Source organism: Kitasatospora sp. NPDC002551, assembly GCF_040296005.1.
Lineage (GTDB): Bacteria > Actinomycetota > Actinomycetes > Streptomycetales > Streptomycetaceae > Kitasatospora.
Map to the genome: position 1 here is coordinate 1 of NZ_JBEOWI010000018.1, position 16409 is coordinate 16409.

The 16409-nt window shown below is 74.0% G+C and carries 15 protein-coding genes; 3 read left to right on the plus strand and 12 right to left on the minus strand.

Translation table 11 applies throughout. The features are described from left to right. Positions 1-108: 108 nt before the first annotated feature. The 4 genes from ABT093_RS17420 to ABT093_RS17435 form a co-directional block, all read right to left on the minus strand. Complete coding sequence (locus ABT093_RS17420) at positions 109-417, minus strand: YkvA family protein (protein WP_350565072.1); 309 nt, start codon at positions 415-417, stop codon at positions 109-111. A gap of 116 nt (positions 418-533) precedes the next feature. Continuing rightward, positions 534-1031 (minus strand): phosphoribosyltransferase, encoded by a 498-nt coding sequence (locus ABT093_RS17425; RefSeq protein WP_350565074.1) that lies wholly within the window; start codon positions 1029-1031, stop codon positions 534-536. A 192-nt stretch (positions 1032-1223) separates the two neighbouring features. Beyond that, positions 1224-2645, minus strand: coding sequence for an erythromycin esterase family protein (locus ABT093_RS17430; protein WP_350565076.1), 1422 nt, complete (start codon positions 2643-2645; stop codon positions 1224-1226). Positions 2646-2818: 173 nt separating this feature from the next. Continuing rightward, positions 2819-3082, minus strand: coding sequence for a hypothetical protein (locus tag ABT093_RS17435; RefSeq protein WP_350565078.1), 264 nt, complete (start codon positions 3080-3082; stop codon positions 2819-2821). A 336-nt stretch (positions 3083-3418) separates the two neighbouring features. Here ABT093_RS17435 and ABT093_RS17440 point away from each other — a divergent pair, with 336 nt between their 5' ends. Further along, positions 3419-5188, plus strand: coding sequence for an oleate hydratase (locus tag ABT093_RS17440; RefSeq protein ID WP_350565079.1), 1770 nt, complete (start codon positions 3419-3421; stop codon positions 5186-5188). Positions 5189-5289: 101 nt separating this feature from the next. Here ABT093_RS17440 and ABT093_RS17445 read toward each other — a convergent pair whose 3' ends face one another. The 7 genes from ABT093_RS17445 to ABT093_RS17475 all read right to left on the minus strand — a co-directional run bounded on the left by ABT093_RS17445 (position 5290) and on the right by ABT093_RS17475 (position 9779). After that, positions 5290-5445 carry a DUF6131 family protein gene (locus ABT093_RS17445; RefSeq protein ID WP_350565081.1) on the minus strand — a complete coding sequence of 52 codons (156 nt, stop codon included), beginning with the start codon at positions 5443-5445 and terminating at the stop codon, positions 5290-5292. 154 nt (positions 5446-5599) lie between these two features. Beyond that, positions 5600-5899, minus strand: coding sequence for a WhiB family transcriptional regulator (locus tag ABT093_RS17450; protein WP_350565083.1), 300 nt, complete (start codon positions 5897-5899; stop codon positions 5600-5602). 99 nt (positions 5900-5998) lie between these two features. Continuing rightward, positions 5999-6394, minus strand: coding sequence for an SsgA family sporulation/cell division regulator (locus tag ABT093_RS17455; RefSeq protein WP_350565085.1), 396 nt, complete (start codon positions 6392-6394; stop codon positions 5999-6001). Positions 6395-6460: 66 nt separating this feature from the next. Continuing rightward, a complete protein-coding gene (locus ABT093_RS17460; protein WP_350565087.1) occupies positions 6461-7303 on the minus strand; it encodes a YhjD/YihY/BrkB family envelope integrity protein in 843 nt (280 codons plus the stop codon). A gap of 509 nt (positions 7304-7812) precedes the next feature. After that, on the minus strand, positions 7813-8295 hold the full coding sequence (locus tag ABT093_RS17465; protein WP_350565088.1) for an ATP-binding protein: 483 nt from the start codon (positions 8293-8295) through the stop codon (positions 7813-7815). 100 nt (positions 8296-8395) lie between these two features. Then, complete coding sequence (locus ABT093_RS17470; protein WP_350565090.1) at positions 8396-8791, minus strand: STAS domain-containing protein; 396 nt, start codon at positions 8789-8791, stop codon at positions 8396-8398. A gap of 115 nt (positions 8792-8906) precedes the next feature. Continuing rightward, positions 8907-9779 carry an RNA polymerase sigma factor SigF gene (locus tag ABT093_RS17475; protein WP_350565092.1) on the minus strand — a complete coding sequence of 291 codons (873 nt, stop codon included), beginning with the start codon at positions 9777-9779 and terminating at the stop codon, positions 8907-8909. Positions 9780-10018: 239 nt separating this feature from the next. On the opposite strand from ABT093_RS17475, the gene ABT093_RS17480 reads away from it, so the two are divergent. Then, the gene (locus ABT093_RS17480; RefSeq protein WP_502884250.1) at positions 10019-13492 is read left to right on the plus strand and encodes a HAMP domain-containing protein; all 3474 of its coding nucleotides are present in this window, start codon (positions 10019-10021) and stop codon (positions 13490-13492) included. 46 nt (positions 13493-13538) lie between these two features. Then, positions 13539-16031, plus strand: a complete 2493-nt coding sequence (locus tag ABT093_RS17485) for a SpoIIE family protein phosphatase (RefSeq protein WP_350565096.1) — start codon at positions 13539-13541, stop codon at positions 16029-16031. Between the two features lie 16 nt (positions 16032-16047). Here the strand turns inward: ABT093_RS17485 and ABT093_RS17490 are convergent, their stop codons facing one another. After that, a complete protein-coding gene (locus ABT093_RS17490; RefSeq protein ID WP_350565097.1) occupies positions 16048-16347 on the minus strand; it encodes a hypothetical protein in 300 nt (99 codons plus the stop codon). Positions 16348-16409: the final 62 nt, after the last annotated feature.

The window sequence follows — 16409 nt, forward strand, 5'->3', positions numbered from 1 at the left end:
GTGGCTTCTGTCGGGCGGGGGGGTTCTGGGGCGGGGGGGGGGGCGGGGGCGCGGCGCGGGGGGGGGGGGGGGGCCCCCCCCGCCCCCCCCCCCGGCCCCCGCGGGTGGTCAGGCCGGACCGGATCGCTCGACGTCGCCCGATCCGCGCGGTGCCCGCACCGCCGCCTTGTGCAGGGTGCGCAGGGCCACCAGGAGCAGCCCGATGTCGTCCAGCAGAACCGGGTCGGGGAGCAGGTCGACGGGGCTGATCAGGTAGGCGACGGACGCCCAGAACAGGACCTTGGCCGACATGGGGACACCGGTCGACGCCAGGAGCTTCCGGGCCCGGACCAGCTTCACGACCAGGACCACCGCGACCGCCAGGGACACAGCCAGCAGAGCGCCGGCGACCCACCACAGAACGCCGCTACCGTCCACCGGTACACCTCCCGCTCGCACCCGCACCGACCCGCCTCCGGCGGGCGGAACGGCCCGGGCGGGCACGCACGCGCTCGCCGCACGGCCCTGCCCAGGGTACGGGAGGTCCGGCCCGGTCAGGCGTCGAGTACTCCGCCCGCGCGCCTGACGACCGGCGCCTGCGTCGACCACGGGAAGTTGATCCAGTCGTCGGTCCGCTTCCACACGTATTCGCACTGCACGAGGCTGTGCGACTTCTCGTAGATGACGGCCGAGCGCACCTCGGCGACGTGGCCGAGGCAGAAGTCGCGCACCAGCTTCAGCGTCTTTCCGGTGTCGGCGACGTCGTCGGCGATCAGGACCTTCTTGTCGGTGAAATCGATCGCCTCGGGAACGGGTGCCAGCATCACGGGCATGTCGAGGGTCGTGCCCACGCCCGTGTAGAACTCGACGTTCACGAGATGAATGTTCTTGCAGTCCAGCGCGTAGGCCAGACCTCCTGCGACGAACACACCGCCGCGGGCGATGCTCAGGATGAGATCGGGCTCGAACCCGTCATCCGCCACCGCCTGCGCCAGCTCGCGCACCGCCCGGCCGAACGCCGGATAATCCAGGACCTCACGTACATCGCTCACCTGCACATTCTCCACCTTCCTCGGCCCACGACGACCACCGGCCTCCGGGGACCGCAGCACGGCGGGCCTCGTCCCGGGCAGCGGCAGGCAGGCTAGGACAGGAAATTCTTCGGCTACGACCCTCTCAAGTGGGGGTGTCACACCGTACGGAGACGAAGATTCTTTCGCCGTGCCGGGCCTGCCCGGGGAGCGTCAGAACTTGCGCGCCTGGGTGACCTGGTTCAGGTGGACGAGCACGTCGTAGGCCCGGCCGAGCGCGAGCCGCGGCATCGGGTCGTCGACGAAGACGGAGCCGGCGTCGTAGGTGGGGCGGGTGACGTCCAGCCAGTCGCGGGCCGCGCGCGGGGCGGTGCGCAGGTCGAGGTAGTAGTCGCGGTAACGGACCTGGTCGAGGGTGTACTCGTTCATGTCCGGGGTGGCCGCCGGCACCGTGACGGTCTTCCAGGCGCCGGTCAGGATCTCGTCGTTGGTGAGGAAGGAGCCGCTGTCGAAGGTGAAGCCGATGGCGACGTAGTCGCTGCCGTAGGCGTCGCGCAGGTGGGAGCCCTGCGGCTTGGGGTACAGGAAGGTGTCGGTGGCCAGGTAGCCGGTGTGGCCGTTGTGCGCCGACAGCAGCACCTTGCCGCCGGTGCGGCGCTGCCACCAGGCGGTGGTGTCCGCCATCACCCGGTCGCGCAGCTGCTCCGCGGCGGAGACGGAGGCCGGGTCGGTGAGGTCCAGGCCGGCGAAGGCGAAGGTCTGGGCGATGTTGCGGGCGTGCTGGACGGCCCACTCGTGGGCGTCCTCGCCGGGGGCACCGGTCGCGGTGACCAGGTCGAGGGCCTGCTGGGCCCTGGCGGCGTTCTCCCGGCGCTCGGCGAGCGGCAGCCGGAGGTAGCCGAAGACGTCGTCGAAGGGCCGCAGGCCCGCGTAGAGCCCGTCGAGCCGCGCGACGGCGTCGGGGCGGACCTCGCGCACATAGGAGGTGACCCGTTCGAAGATCCGGTCGCCCAGCCTCGGGGCGCCGATGTCGTCGCCGACGAAGTGCAGCGGGCGCTGCGGGTGGCTGCGGTTGTGGGCGCGCATCCAGTCGATGAGGTCGGCGAACTCCTCGCGCTCCCAGGGGCTGCCGCCCAGGGCCTCCTTGACGACCTGGCGGGCATCGCCAGGACCGCCCTGGACGTACTCGTCGACCAGCAGTCCGCTGGTCCAGCTGGTCTCCAGGGCGAAGGTGGTGAAGCCCTTCTCCTCGACGAGGTGGCGGAACAGCCGGTGCTTCATCGCGAAGAACTCGTGCGAGCCGTGCGTCGCCTCGCCGAGGCCGACCACCGCGGCGTCACCGATCATCGCGTCCAGCGCCCGGAGGTCGGCGGTGCGGGCGCCGGGCTCCGTCGTCCGCAGCGGCTGGGCGACGCTCTCCAGCGCGCGCACGACGGCGGACCGCCGCGCCGTGGCCGCGTACCCGTCCGCCGGGGACACCGGGGGCGCCGAGGACGCCGGGGCCGCAGGGACCGCCGGCGCTGCCGGGGACACCGGCGCCGCCACCGCCGCCATCGGGGCCAGGACGGCCGCGGCCGCCACCGCCGCCGTCGCGGCCAGCAGTCCGCGCCGTCCGATCCGCTTGTTGCCTGCCATGCCTGCGATCACTCCTCGACTCGACACAACGCCGACGACCTCGGCGTTCAGTGAGTCGATCTTCGCGTCGGCGCCGCCCGCGGCGCGCTGGGGACGGCCTCCGACCTGCCTGGGGGAAACCCCCCGGCCGGATCCGGTGGCCGGCCGGAAGACCGGCGGCGGCCCGCCGTCCGTTACAGGGCGCGCAGCGCCCGCTCGCACTCGCGGCAGCGCTGCTCGGCCAGGGCGGGCGGGTACCACGGCTCGCCCAGACCGGGGCGGAAGTGCGCGTGCTCCATGTCTCCGGTGTCCCGCCCGCACAGGGTGCTCGGCAGCGGGTCCTCCGGCACGTCCGGGTCCGATCCGGCGGCGTGCACGGCTGCCACGGCGGGCTCGACCCCCTCCGGGCCGAGCACCCGGCCGGGGTCCAGCTCGTAGAGGACGACGATCGAGGCCATGGCACGAGGATCGGACGCCCGGGCCTCCCGGACACCCCGGGGTGGGCTGTTCGTGGTCGCCGCGCCGGTGCCGGGCCCGTAGTGCCCGGCGGAGCATCGACCCAAACCGGGACCAAGCGCATCACCGGCCCGGGACCTTGGGTCCGCGATCAGGTCCCGGTCGGCCGATTCGCCGCTCCCCCGGGCGCGGCAGTGTGGTGATCACGGCGCAGCCGGCCGGTCCGCCGGGGTGTCACCCGATCGGACCAGCCGCGTTGCCGCCGCAGGCGCCGTTGGCAAGCGTGGGCGAGGACCGTCGGCGCGCGAACGGCCGTACCACCGATCGAAGGACTGCACGTGTACTGGAGCAGCGGGAACTACGAAGCGTTCGCCAGGCCGCGCAAGCCCGAGCGGGCCGACCGGGCCAGTGCCTGGTTCGTCGGCGCCGGGCTGGCCTCGCTCGCGGGAGCCGCGTTCCTGGTGCGCGACGCGCAGGTGCCGGGCGAGCGGATCACCGTCCTGGAGCGGCTGCGGCTGCCCGGCGGCGCGCTGGACGGCATCAAGGAGCCGGAGAAGGGCTTCGTGGTGCGCGGCGGCCGCGAGCTGGAGGACCACATGGAGTGTCTGTGGGACCTCTTCCGCTCGGTGCCCTCGCTGGAGGTCGAGGGCGCCTCGGTGCTCGACGAGTTCTACTGGCTGAACAAGGACGACCCGAACTTCTCGCTCCAGCGGGTCACCGAGCAGCGGGGCCGGGACGCCCGCACCGACGGGCTGTTCGCGCTGAACGACCGGGCGCAGAAGGACCTGGTGCGGATCTTCCTCGCCACCCGCGAGGAGCTGGAGGGCAAGCGGATCGACGAGGTCTTCGGCCGCGACTTCCTGGACAGCAACTTCTGGCTGTACTGGCGGACCATGTTCGCCTTCGAGGAGTGGCACGGCGCCCTGGAGATGAAGCTCTACCTGCACCGCTTCGTCCACCACGTCGGTGGCCTGCCGGACCTCTCCGCGCTGAAGTTCACCAAGTACAACCAGTACGAGTCGATGGTGCTGCCGCTGACCCGCTGGCTGATGGACCAGGGCGTGACCTTCCGTTTCGAGACCGAGGTCACCGACATCGACTTCGACCTCGCGCCCGGGCGCAAGCGGGCCACCCGGATCCACTGGACCGAGGCGGGCAAGCCCGGCGGCGTCGAACTCGGCGAGGACGACCTGGTGTTCACCACCATCGGCTCGCTCACCGAGAACTCCGACAACGGCGACCAGCACACCCCGGCGCGGCTGAACGAGGGCCCGGCGCCGGCCTGGGACCTGTGGCGGCGGATCGCGGCCAAGGACCCGGAGTTCGGCCGCCCGGAGGTGTTCTGCGGCAACATCCCGCGGAGCAAGTGGGAGTCGGCCACCGTCACCACCCTGGACCCGCGCATCCCCCGGTACATCCAGCAGGTCGCCAAGCGCGACCCGTTCGGCGGTGGCGTGGTCACCGGCGGCATCGTCACCGCCCGTGACTCCTCGTGGCTGCTGAGCTGGACGGTCAACCGGCAGCCGCACTTCAAGCAGCAGCCGGCCGACCAGATCGTGGTCTGGCTGTACTCGCTCTTCGTCGACCGCCCGGGCGACTACGTCCGCAAGCCGATGCAGGAGTGCACCGGCGAGGAGATCACCCAGGAGTGGCTCTACCACCTGGGCGTTCCCGAGGCGGAGATCCCGGAGCTGGCCGCCGGGGCCGCGCGCTGCGTCCCGGTGATGATGCCCTACGTCACCTCGTTCTTCCTGCCCCGCAAGGCCGGCGACCGGCCGCAGGTGGTGCCGGACGGCGCGGTGAACTTCGCGTTCATCGGCCAGTTCGCGGAGACCGGCCGGGACTGCATCTTCACCACCGAGTACTCGGTGCGCACCGGCATGGAGGCCGTCTACCGGCTGCTGGACGTCGAGCGGGGCGTCCCCGAGGTGTTCAACTCGACCTATGACGTGCGCAAGCTGCTCGCGGCGACCAGCCGGCTGCGCGACGGCGCCGAACTGAGCCTGCCCGGACCGGAGTTCCTGCGCAAGCGGCTGCTGCACCGGCTGGAGGCGACCGAGGTCGGCGCACTGCTGGAGGAGTTCGGGCTGATCGACGAGGGCCGGTAGCGCCGGCGCACGGCTCCGGGTGTCCACCGGCCGCGTGGCCGGTGGACCCCCGGAGCCGTGCTGCGGGTCGGTGGCACCGTGGATCGGCAGTGGTGGGCGGATCAGTAGTAGTGCTTGCGTCCGCCGACGGCGTGCCCGAGCGCACCGGCGGCCCACAGGACGAGGCCGATGACGAGCAGGACGATGCCGATGGTCCAGAGCAGCGTGACACCGGTGATGAAGCCGATGATGAGCAGAATGACGCCGAGGATGATCACGGGAGCCTCCCGATGGGTGCGGGCGGGCGGGGCGCCGGAGGGCCGGTGACCCGCCGGTCCCCGGCCCCGCCCCTGCGCTGCGTGTACCACCCTTCCCGGTGCGCAAACGCGGCCCTCGCGCGGAATCCGGCAGCGGCCGCTGCGGGCAGCCCGCTCAGGCACCGCGGGGCGCCGGTGCCGAGGCATCGCTGAACAGCACCCGCCGCTCCTCCTCGGTCAGCCCGCCCCACACCCCGTACGGCTCCCGGGTGGCCAGGGCGTACCGGCGGCACGGCACCCGCACCGGGCAGCGCGCGCAGACCGACTTCGCGTGCTGCTCCCGCTCCTTGGCGGCGGCGCCGCGCTCGTTGACGGGGTGGAAGAAGATGCTGCTGTCGACGGTGCGGCAGGCCCCCTCCAGCTGCCAGTTCCACTTGTGGTCCACGGCGCCGGGGAGGCGGGAGATGTCGGTCACGGGAGTCCCTTCCTGGTCACTCGACGGCGGTCGGTGTCGCGGCCTCCGTCTAACCGCGATCCGCCGGTTCATGCCGCCGGCGGGCCCCGGACCTGCCGTTCAGGCGGAGAGCAGGTCGCTGATGCAGCGGTCCCAGTCGATGCGCTCGGACTCGGAGCCCACCGGGACGGCCCGCCCGGTCGCCCGCAGGAAGCGGGCCAGCGGACGCACGGGGGCGTTCAGCAGCGCCACCCCGGCCCGGCCGCCCAGCGCGATGAAGACGTGCTCGCCGGTGCCGCTGGGTTCGATGTGGACGTCGCCGTCGCCCACCGGCCCGCGCAGCCCGGCCGCCAGCAGGTCCCGGGCCAGCACCCAGACGGCTTCCTCGGCGCCGAAGTCCAGCCGGACGGCGAAGGGGTCGCCGGTCTCGTAGCGGCACTCGACGTCGAGGTCCCGTCCCCGCGCCTCCCCGGTGATCAGACGCATCCTCAGCTGTGCCGCCACCACTTCCGACATCGGCCCCGCCTCCCGCCACTCCTGCTGCCGAACCCTGTGCGCACCGTCTGCCCCGGCGCGCCGTGGTCATGCGGCCGGGCGGCGGCGGGAGTGGCGGGCGTCGTACGAGGCGCCGAGGGCCCGTACCACGGCGCGTCCCGCGAGCGCGCCGCCGTAGACGGTGTAGCCGACGCCGATCAGCCAGGACTGAACGATCAGCACCGCTCCGACCGTCCCGTAGGAGACGGCGTTGGACACCAGCAGGGGCGCGAAGACCACCCGGGAGAAGGCCCGCAGACCCGCCAGTCCGGCCATCGTCGCCACCGCGCCGGGCAGCAGCTCCCGCGCGGGCACGCGCCCGGCGAGCAGCAGGCGCTGCAGCCACCAGAACAGCAGGACGCCGCCGACGGCCGACACCACGATGCGGAAGGCCGGCTGGACGCCCGTACGCTGCCAGGGCGCACCGCTCCAGGCGGCCAGCCCGAGGTACCCGACCAGCCCCACCAGACCGAGCGTCTGCCGCCAGACGGCGTGCCACGGGCCGCGTTCCAGGTCCCAGATCCGCTCGTAGACCCCCTGGACGGCGGCCATCAGGGACACGCCGAAGACCACGAGCGCGGCCAGGCCGAAGCCGGTGGTGGTCGAGAGGATCTGCCCCCGCGAGGCGAAGAGCCGGCGGACCGCGTCCGCCCCGCGCCCGGTCAGCCCGAGGCCGTCGGTGATCCATTCGGCGATGCCGCTGCCCCGGGCGGGATAGGCCGCGGCGATCACGATCAGCAGGGGTACCAGGGTCACGAAGAACAGGGCCGCGAAGGCCATCGAGCGCTGGAGCAGCTCGACGGTCCGGCCGTGGCGCCACAGGTCCGCCGCGGCCGCCCGCAGCACCCGCCACCAGGTGGCGGCGAACCGTACCGGCGGTGCCCCTCGCACGTCAGCCCCGTCCCTCGCGGCGGTGCCGTGCGGGCGGGGGCGCTCCGCCCGGCGGCACCCGGCGGCGGTCCGGGCCGTGGACGGGGCAGCCGGCCATGGCCGATCCCTCGCTTCCTGCGGTCGTCCGCGTGCTTCCGCGCCGCGTCTGCCCGGCCGGGGCCGGGGTAATCCCCGTCGGTCACGGCCGGTGTCCGTTCCGGGCACGCGGGCACCGGCCGTGACCGGCGGGCGCGGCCGGGCCGCTCCGCCCGTTCCACGGGATCTCGCCCCGGTACGGCGGGATTCGCGCGTCGGCCGGTGGGCACGGTCGCCGCATGGATGAGAGCCACGACCACGACGCCGAGGTGGCGCGGCACCTGCTCGGCCAGGAGATCGGCAGCACCTGCCAGGAGCTGCCGGCGTGCCGCCGCTGCGCGCTGGCCGGCTACCGCGCGGTCGAGGGGCCGGGAGGGGGCGGGCCCTTTGGCCCGGCCCGCCCCCTCCCGCCCCGTTCGCCGCGCGGGCGCCGGTCAGGCGTCGCGCAGGAAGCGCGCGGTGTCGACCTCGGCCCAGATGGTCTTGCCCTGGCCGTGCGGCTCGGCGCCCCAGCGGTCGGCGGTCCGCTCCACGATGAACAGCCCGTGACCGCCGGGCAGGGCCGGGTTGTGCGGCTGGCGCGGGGTGGGCATCACCGGGCTGCGGTCGCTGACCTCGATCCGCAGCCGGGCCCCGGTGACGTCCAGGACCAGCTCCAGCGGGCCGTCGCCGTGCAGCATCGCGTTGGCCACGAGCTCCGCCGCCAGCAGCACCACGTCCTCCACGACCCCGTCGTGGTCGCCGCTCCCGGCCGCGGACGGGTACCACTCGGCGAGCGTGCGGGCGGTGAAGCTCCTGGCGTGCGCGACCGGCTTGGGGAGCGCGGCCAGCGTCAGCCGCCTGCGCTGGCCTCCCGGCGGCGCCGCGGGCCCGGCCTGCTGGGGGTCTCCGTCCAGGGTTCCCCGGCTCAGCGTCATAGGAGGGCACCCTTTCGGATCGACGGCGGTTCCGCAGGGTCGGTTTCCCGGCGGTTCCGGAATTATGCCTGCCGCCGGACCGGTCGGCGCGTGCTCCGGCTCATCCCGCCAGGGCCGCGTCGACCGATTCGTGGATGGCGAACACCGTCCGCGCGCCGGTCAGGTCGAGAACCCGCATGACGGTGGGCGGAACGGCGGCGAGCCGCAGCTCCAGTCCCGCCCGCTGGGCCGCGAGGCGGGTGCGCAGCAGGACGTTCAGCCCCGAGGAGTCGCAGAAGCCCACGCCGCGCAGGTCGACCACCACGGCGCCGGTCCGCCCGGCGACCAGCTGCGCGAGCGCCTCGGCGGCCGGGGCGAGCGTCTCCACGTCGAGGTCGCCGGCCAGGGTGCAGACCACCGCGCCGTCGGGCCCGGAGCGGGTTTCCACCACCAGCTCGGGGCGGGGTTGGGAGGCGGCCAGCACAGTGTCTCCCCAGTCGTTGTCGGATGGCGTCATCGTCGTCCCCTCCATGTCCGTGCCTTCCGACCTTACGGAGGTCGCGCCCGTCGGCCAAGTGAGGGGTGGTGGAGCGGGGCCGGCGCGCCCCCGGGCGCCGTGCCGGCGGGCACGGTCAGGCGGCCTCCAGCCCCTGGCGCAGATGTCGCAGGGTGCGGCTGAGCAGCCGGGAGACGTGCATCTGGGACAGGCCGAGGCGGGCGCCGATCTGGGACTGCGTCATGTCCTCGCAGAAGCGCATGGACAGGATCAGCCGCTCGCGCTCCGGCAGGGCGCCCACCAGGGGCTTCAGCGCGACGAGGTCCTCGACCAGGGCGAGCTCGCGGTCGTCCTCGCCGAGCTGCTCGACCAGCGGACCCGGCCCGTCGTCGTCCTCAGCGCTGCCTTCCAGGGAGCCCGCGGTGTGGCCGTTGGCCGCGGTCAGCCCCTCGACCACCTCCTCCGGCGTGATCCCGACGTGCTCGGCCAGCTCGGCCACGGTCGGGGCCCGGTCCAGCTGCTGGGAGAGGCGTTCCTGGGCACGCGCCAGGGTGATCCGCAGCTCCTGGAGGCGGCGGGGGACGTGCACGGCCCAGGTGGTGTCGCGGAAGTGCCGGCGTATCTCGCCGAGCACGGTCGGCAGGGCGAAGGTGGTGAACTCCACGCCGAGCTCGGGGTCGAAGCGGTCGATGGCCTTGATCAGGCCGAGCGCGCCGACCTGGAGGAGGTCGTCCTTGGGTTCGCGGTGCGAGTCGAAGCGGCGGATCGCGAACCGCACCAGGGAGAGGTTCATCTCCACCAGGGTGGAGCGGACGTAGGAGTACTCCCGGGTCCCCTCCTCCAGCGTCGCCAGGCGGCGCAGCAGCACCCGGGTCAGGTCGCGGGCGTCCGCGGGCGCGATCTCGCGCGGGTCGTCCACGGCCGCCAGTTCGGGGGGCAGCAGGTCGCGCAGTCCGCTCGGGGACGACGCAACGGCGAGAACGGGCGAGTCACCGGTGGGGGGCACCATGGGAGTCCTTCCGTCGTGTCGGCACGGTCCTGCCCCGTTACCCCGGATCCGCGAAAGGATGCAGTCGCCGTTTGTGAAGGTTCCTTGCAGGCGAGCGGGCTTCGGGGCAACGGAGCCGTACAGAAGGTTGCCTCAGGCGACCATCGGTTTTCAACCGCCGTAAGGGCTGGGGTAGCCTCCGGGGCGGTACACACCGCGCCCGAGGACCGGTCCGCCGACCCGTTCCCGCGGTACCCAGGATCGGAGGCGAGCATTCGATGGCCGGCCCCACGACCTTCCACGGCCCGCGGCAGGACCCGGACCGAGGACCCGACACCGCCCGCGTGGGCGAGCCCGAGTTGCGGCTGCTCCTCGCCGGGCTGACGGCGGTGCGGGACGGCGACTTCGGCACCGAGCTGCCGGACGACGCGGACGGGCTGCTGGGCGAGATCGCCACGGTGTTCAACGGCATGGTCGACCAGCTGTCCCGGTTCACCTCCGAGGTGACCCGGGTGGCCCGCGAGGTCGGCACCGAGGGCCGGCTCGGCGGCCAGGCCCAGGTGCCGGGCGTGTCGGGTTCCTGGGCGGACCTCACCGACTCGGTCAACGCGATGGCCGGCAACCTCACCACCCAGGTGCGCGACATCGCCCAGGTGGCCACCGCGGTCGCCAAGGGCGACCTCTCGCAGAAGATCACCGTGGACGCCCGGGGCGAGATCCTGGAGCTGAAGAACACCGTCAACACGATGGTCGACCAGCTCAGCTCCTTCGCCGGCGAGGTGACCCGGGTGGCCCGCGAGGTCGGCACCGAGGGCATCCTCGGCGGCCAGGCCGACGTGAAGGGCGTCTCGGGGACGTGGCGCGACCTCACCGACTCGGTGAACTTCATGGCCGGCAACCTCACCGGCCAGGTCCGGGCGATCGCCCAGGTGGCCACCGCGGTGGCCGGCGGCGACCTCTCGCAGAAGATCACCGTCAACGCCCGCGGCGAGATCCTGGAGCTGAAGGAGACCATCAACACGATGGTCGACCAGCTCAGCTCCTTCGCCGACGAGGTGACCCGGGTGGCCCGCGAGGTCGGCTCGGAGGGCCGGCTGGGCGGCCAGGCCCAGGTGGAGGGCGTCTCCGGCACCTGGAAGCGGCTGACCGAGAACGTCAACCGCCTCGCCGGCAACCTCACCCGGCAGGTGCGCTCGATCGCCGAGGTCACCAGCGCCGTCGCGGCCGGTGACCTCACCCGCTCGATCACCGTGGACGCCTCCGGCGAGGTCGCCGACCTCAAGGACAACGTCAACTTCATGGTCCAGTCGCTGCGCGAGACCACCCGCGCCAACGAGGAGCAGGACTGGCTGAAGACCAACCTCGCCCGCTTCTCGGCACTGATGCAGGGCCGGCGCGACCTGGTGGTCGTCGCCGAGTCCGTGATGGACGAACTCGCCCCGCTGGTCGCCGCCCAGTGCGGCGCCTTCTACCTGGCGGAGGAGGGTCCCGAGGGGACGGTGCTGCAGCTCGTCGGCTCCTACGCGTTCCCGGACGGCGAGCGCCCCACCCGCTTCCGCCTGGGCGAGTCGTTCGTCGGCCAGGCGGCGCGCGGCCGGCGGACCATCACCGTGGACTCGCTGCCGCCGGACTACCTGGCCGCCTCCTCCGGCCTCGGCCGCACCGGCTCGCTGTCCCTGGTGGTACTGCCGATCGTGGTCGAGGAGCAGGTCCTCGGCGTCATAGAACTGGCCTCCGTCCAGCCGTTCACCCAGGTCCACCGGGACTTCCTGGAGCAGCTGATGGAGACCATCGGCGTCAACGTCAACACCATCATCGCCAACGCCCGGACCGACGAACTGCTCGGCGAGTCCCAGCGGCTCACCGCCGAACTCCAGGCCCGCTCCGAGGAGTTGCAGGCGCGCCAGGAGGAGCTCCAGGCCTCCAACGCGGAGCTGGAGGAGAAGGCCGAGCTGCTCGCCGCGCAGAACCGGGACATCGAGGCGAAGAACCTGCAGATCGAGCAGGCCCGCCAGGAGCTGGAGGACCGCGCCCACCAGGTCTCGCTCGCCTCCACGTACAAGTCGGAGTTCCTGGCCAACATGAGCCACGAGCTGCGCACCCCGCTCAACAGCCTGCTCATCCTGGCCCAGCTGCTCGCCCAGAACCCCACCCGGAACCTGACCGCCAAGCAGGTCGAGTACGCCGGCATCATCCACTCGGCCGGCTCCGACCTGCTCCAGCTGATCAACGACATCCTCGACCTGTCCAAGGTCGAGGCGGGCAAGATGGACGTCAACGTCGAGGCGGTGCCGCTGCGCGCGCTGCTCGACTACGTCGAGGCCACCTTCCGCCCGATGACCGGCCAGAAGAACCTCGCCTTCGCGGTGCAGACGGTCGACGGCGTGCCCGCCGAACTCGCCACCGACGACTACCGGTTGCGCCAGGTGCTGCGCAATCTGCTGTCCAACGCGGTCAAGTTCACCGAGCAGGGCCGGATCGAGCTGCGGATCGAGCCGGCCGTCGCGGCCGAACTGCCCGACGGGGTACGGCGCGACGCCGGCCCGGTGCTCGCCTTCCGGGTGAGCGACACCGGCATCGGCATCGCGCCCCAGCACCTGGAGACCGTCTTCGGCGCCTTCCAGCAGGCCGACGGCACCACCAGCCGCAAGTACGGCGGCACCGGCCTCGGCCTGTCGATCAGCCGCGAGATCGCCTACCTGCTCGGTGGCGCGATCACCGTCGAGAGCACCCTCGGCCGGGGCAGCACCTTCACCCTGTACCTGCCCGCCGCCCGGCCGGACGCGCTCGCCGGCGCCGACGGCGCCCCTCGCCGGGCGCTCGGCCGCGCCCCGGAGCCCTCCGGGGAGACGGAGCACGGCCCCGGCGGCCGCCCTGCCGCCGAAGGACCGCGCCGCCTGCTGGTGGTGGAGGGCCGCCCGAACGGCCTGCTGTCACTGGTCGCGGAGAACGCCGTGGCCGACCTCGCCCGCTACGCCGGCGCGCAGCGCCAGGTCGAGATCGTCACCGCCGTCGGCGCCCAGGAGGCCGCCACCGCGCTGGCCACCTCCCCCTGCCACTGCGTCGTACTGGAACTCGACCTGCCCGACGGCACCGCGTCGACCCTGCTGGAGGAGATGGAGCGCGACCCGGCACTGCACGCCGTCCCGGTGCTGGCGCACCACAACCGGGGCGTCGGCGCCGAGGACGAGCGCGCCGTGCGCCGGGACGGCAGCCGGCCGCTGGAGTTCCTCTCCAGCCTGGACGAGCTGCGCGAGCGCGTGGCGCTGCACATGAGCGCCGACCGTCCCGGGGGCGTGCTGCCGCTGGTGCGCGGCCCCGAGCGCGACGCCTCCTGGAGCCCGCAGGCCGATCCGAGGCTGGCCGGCCGCACGGCGCTGGTGGTCGACGACGACGACCGCAACCTCTACGCGCTCACCAGCATCCTGGAGCTGCACGGCCTGCGGGTGCTCCAGGCGGAGAACGGCCGCGCGGCGCTGGAGGCGCTGGCCGCCCACCCCGGGATCGACGTCATCCTGATGGACGTGATGATGCCGGAGATGGACGGGTACACGGCCACCGCGGCGATCCGGGCGATGCCCGAGCACGAGGGGCTGCCGATCATCGCCGTGACGGCGAAGGCGATGATCGGCGACCGGGAGAAGAGCCTGGCCTCGGGCGCGAGCGACTACATCACCAAGCCGGTCGACGCGGCCGAGGTGATCGGCCGCATCAAGCACCACCTGACCCGGTAGCGTCCGCCCGCCGCGGCCCCCGCCCCGACCACCAGGAGTCACCACCGTGCAGCAGCCGCAGGATCCCCCGGCCACAGGCCGCCCCGCGCCGACCGAGGGTGCCGCGCGGGTCGCCCCCCAGCGCGGCCCCGGCGCGGTCGGCGGCGGGGTCGGCGGGGCGGCCGGTGAGGCGGCCGCCGGCGGCGAGGCGACCGCGGTCGGCCGGCTCGCCGGCACCGTCGAGCGGCTGCGGCTGGAGCTGGAGCGGGCCCAGGCCCACTCGGCGGGCCGCGCGGTGGTCGAGATGGGTGTCGGCGTGCTGGTCGAGCGGCTGCGCTGCGGGCCCACCGAGGCGGCCGGGCAACTGGAGAGCCTCGCCGAGCAGGCCGGGGTGTCGACCCTGGCGCTCGCCGCCGACCTCGTCAACCAGGCCGCCGCGGACGAGATCTCGGCGCTCGCCCGCGCCTTCGTCGAGGGCACGGCCGTCCCCCCGGAGGAACCGGCCGCACCGGCCGAACCCGTGGCCGTCCGGCTGCGCAGCACCGAGGCGGACGCCCTGGCGGGCGGCGACGCCGCGGCGGCGGCCCGCGCCATGCTGGACCACGCGCTGCGCCCGCTCGGCGTGGCGGCCGTCGCGGTCTGGGCGGCCCACCCGGACCTGTCGCTGTCGCTGGCCGGCAGCGCCGGTTTCCACGAGGAGGAGGCCCGCCGCTGGCGCCACGTGCCGCCCGGTGTGCCGACCCCGGCCCGCCGCGCCCTGGACGAGCGGGCGCCCGTCGGCTACCCGACGCTCGCCGAGGCCTCGCTGCCCTCGGTCGGCCAGCACGAGATCCGCGGCGGGCGCCTGGCCGTCCCGGCGGGCAAGGGCGGACGGCTGATCGGCGTCCTGGAGCTGTGCTGGCACGAGGAACTGCCCGAGCAGTCCCAGCCCCTGCAGCGGCAGTTCGAGGCGCTCGCGGAGGTGGCCGCCGCCACCCTGGAGTCCGCGGGCGGGCGCGGGCCGAGCGCGCCGGAGGCCGCCGACGCGCAGTTCGACGAGCTGCGCCGGCTGACCGACGGCCTGTTCGACCCGTGCATGGTCCTGCGGGTCGCGCCCGAGGGTGAGGACGGGCCGCCGCCGTTCGTGATCCGGCACGTCAACCCGGCCTTCGTCGACTTCGCCGGCCGGCCCACCGGGGCGATCACCGGCGCCCGGCTGCTGGAGGCATACCCGCTGGCGGCCGAGCCGGGCGGCCTGGCCGAGAAAGTGGAGCACGTGTTCGCCACCGGGGAGCCGTTCCGCACCCCGGACCTGCGGCTCGCCGCGCTGGTCGACGGAGTGCCGCTGGTCACCCGGGCACGGGTGAGCATCAGCCGCCACGGCAGCCATCTGGCGGTGGTCTGGCGCCTGGACGACGGCACCCCGCGGGTGGCCCGGCTGCTCCAGCACGCGCAGCGGCTGGGCCGGATCGGCGGTTTCGAGGAGGACCTGCGCACCCGCCGGATCGCCTGGAACGACACCCTGTTCGAGCTGCACGGGCTGCCGCCCACCGCGCGGCCGATCGCCCTCGACCAGCTCCCCGAGCACGCCCACCCGGACGACCGGCAGGCCATCGGGCGGTTCCTGCGCACCCTGCTGCACCACCACCGCCCGGCGTCCACCGCCTTCCGGCTGCAGCGCGCCGACGGCGTCACCCGGCACATCCGGGTGGTCGCGGAGCCGGTGCACGAGCCCGGCAGCGGCCTGCGCACCGTGCGCGGCGCCTACCAGGACATCTCCGCCCAGCACTGGACGGAGGTCGCGCTCGCCGCCACCCGTGACCAGCTCGCCCAGAGCGAGCAGCAGGCCGCCGAGCGCAGCCGCCTCGCCCTCCAGCTGCAGCACGCCATCATGCCGCCGGCGAACGGCCCGCTCGACCTGCCGGACCTGCGGGTCGGGGTGCGCTACCGGCCGGCCGAGAAGGGCCATCTGGTCGGCGGCGACTGGTACGACGCCCTGCCGCTGCCCTCGGGGGACGTCCTGCTGTGCGTGGGCGACGTCGCCGGCCACGGCATCGAGGCCGCCACCGGGATGGTCGCCCTGCGCAACGCGCTGCGCGGGCTGGCCGCCACCGGGGCCGGTCCGGCGCAGCTGCTGGGCTGGCTGAACAGCGTCACCCACCACCTGACCGACAACGTCACCGCCACCGCCGTCTGCGGCCTGTACCGGCCCGGGTCCCGCCGGCTGCGCTGGGCGCGCGCGGGCCACCCGCCGCCGGTCCTGCTGCGCGCGGGGCGGGCGACGACCCTGCCGCAGCTGGGCGGGATCCTGCTCGGCGCCGTCGACCAGGCGGAGTACGAGGAGGGCGAGCTGGCCCTGGAGCCGGGCGACCAGCTGGTGATGTACACGGACGGGCTGATCGAGCGCCGTGACGAGTCGCTCCAGGCGTCCCTGGCGGGGCTGATGGCCCTGGCCGAGCAGGCCGGCGGCGCGTCTGCGGGCGGCACGGACGGCCTGGAGGAGCACCTGGACCACCTGCTGCGCTACAGCAGCGCCGACACGGACGACGACACCTGCCTGGTCGGGATCGCGGTGCGGTAGGCGCGCGCCGCCGGGTTCAGCCGCCCAGCGGGACGGCGTCCTCCGTCACGGGGACGCCCGGGGCGCCCGGCCAGGCGGCCGCGATGCGCTCCAGGCCGTGCCACAGGCCGAGCGCCTGCTCGTGCAGGTGACGGGCGGTGCCGTCGCCCGCCTCGACGGCGGTCAGGTAGGCGTCGACGCCCATGACCGCGTGCCGCACCTGCCGGCGCAGCGGCTCGACCCGGGAGGCGTGCTCGCCCTCCTCGCACGGCGGTCCGATCCGCTCGGTCAGGAAGGCCGCGAGCCGCTCCAGCCCTTCCCTGCTCAGGTGGGTCACGGAACCATCTCCCGGGAACGGCGCGGCGTCGACGGGGGCGCGGTGGTGCGTCCCGGCGCACT

What these genes read in the sequence shown, in the direction of transcription:
- ABT093_RS17430 (WP_350565076.1), bottom strand. Translation starts at nt 2,645, where the DNA reads ATGGCAGGCAACAAGCGGATCGGACGGCGCGGACTGCTGGCCGCGACG.
- ABT093_RS17435 (WP_350565078.1), bottom strand. Translation starts at nt 3,082, where the DNA reads ATGGCCTCGATCGTCGTCCTCTACGAGCTGGACCCCGGCCGGGTGCTC.
- ABT093_RS17455 (WP_350565085.1), bottom strand. Translation starts at nt 6,394, where the DNA reads ATGTCGGAAGTGGTGGCGGCACAGCTGAGGATGCGTCTGATCACCGGG.
- ABT093_RS17465 (WP_350565088.1), bottom strand. Translation starts at nt 8,295, where the DNA reads ATGACGCTGAGCCGGGGAACCCTGGACGGAGACCCCCAGCAGGCCGGG.
- ABT093_RS17470 (WP_350565090.1), bottom strand. Translation starts at nt 8,791, where the DNA reads ATGACGCCATCCGACAACGACTGGGGAGACACTGTGCTGGCCGCCTCC.
- ABT093_RS17475 (WP_350565092.1), bottom strand. Translation starts at nt 9,779, where the DNA reads ATGGTGCCCCCCACCGGTGACTCGCCCGTTCTCGCCGTTGCGTCGTCC.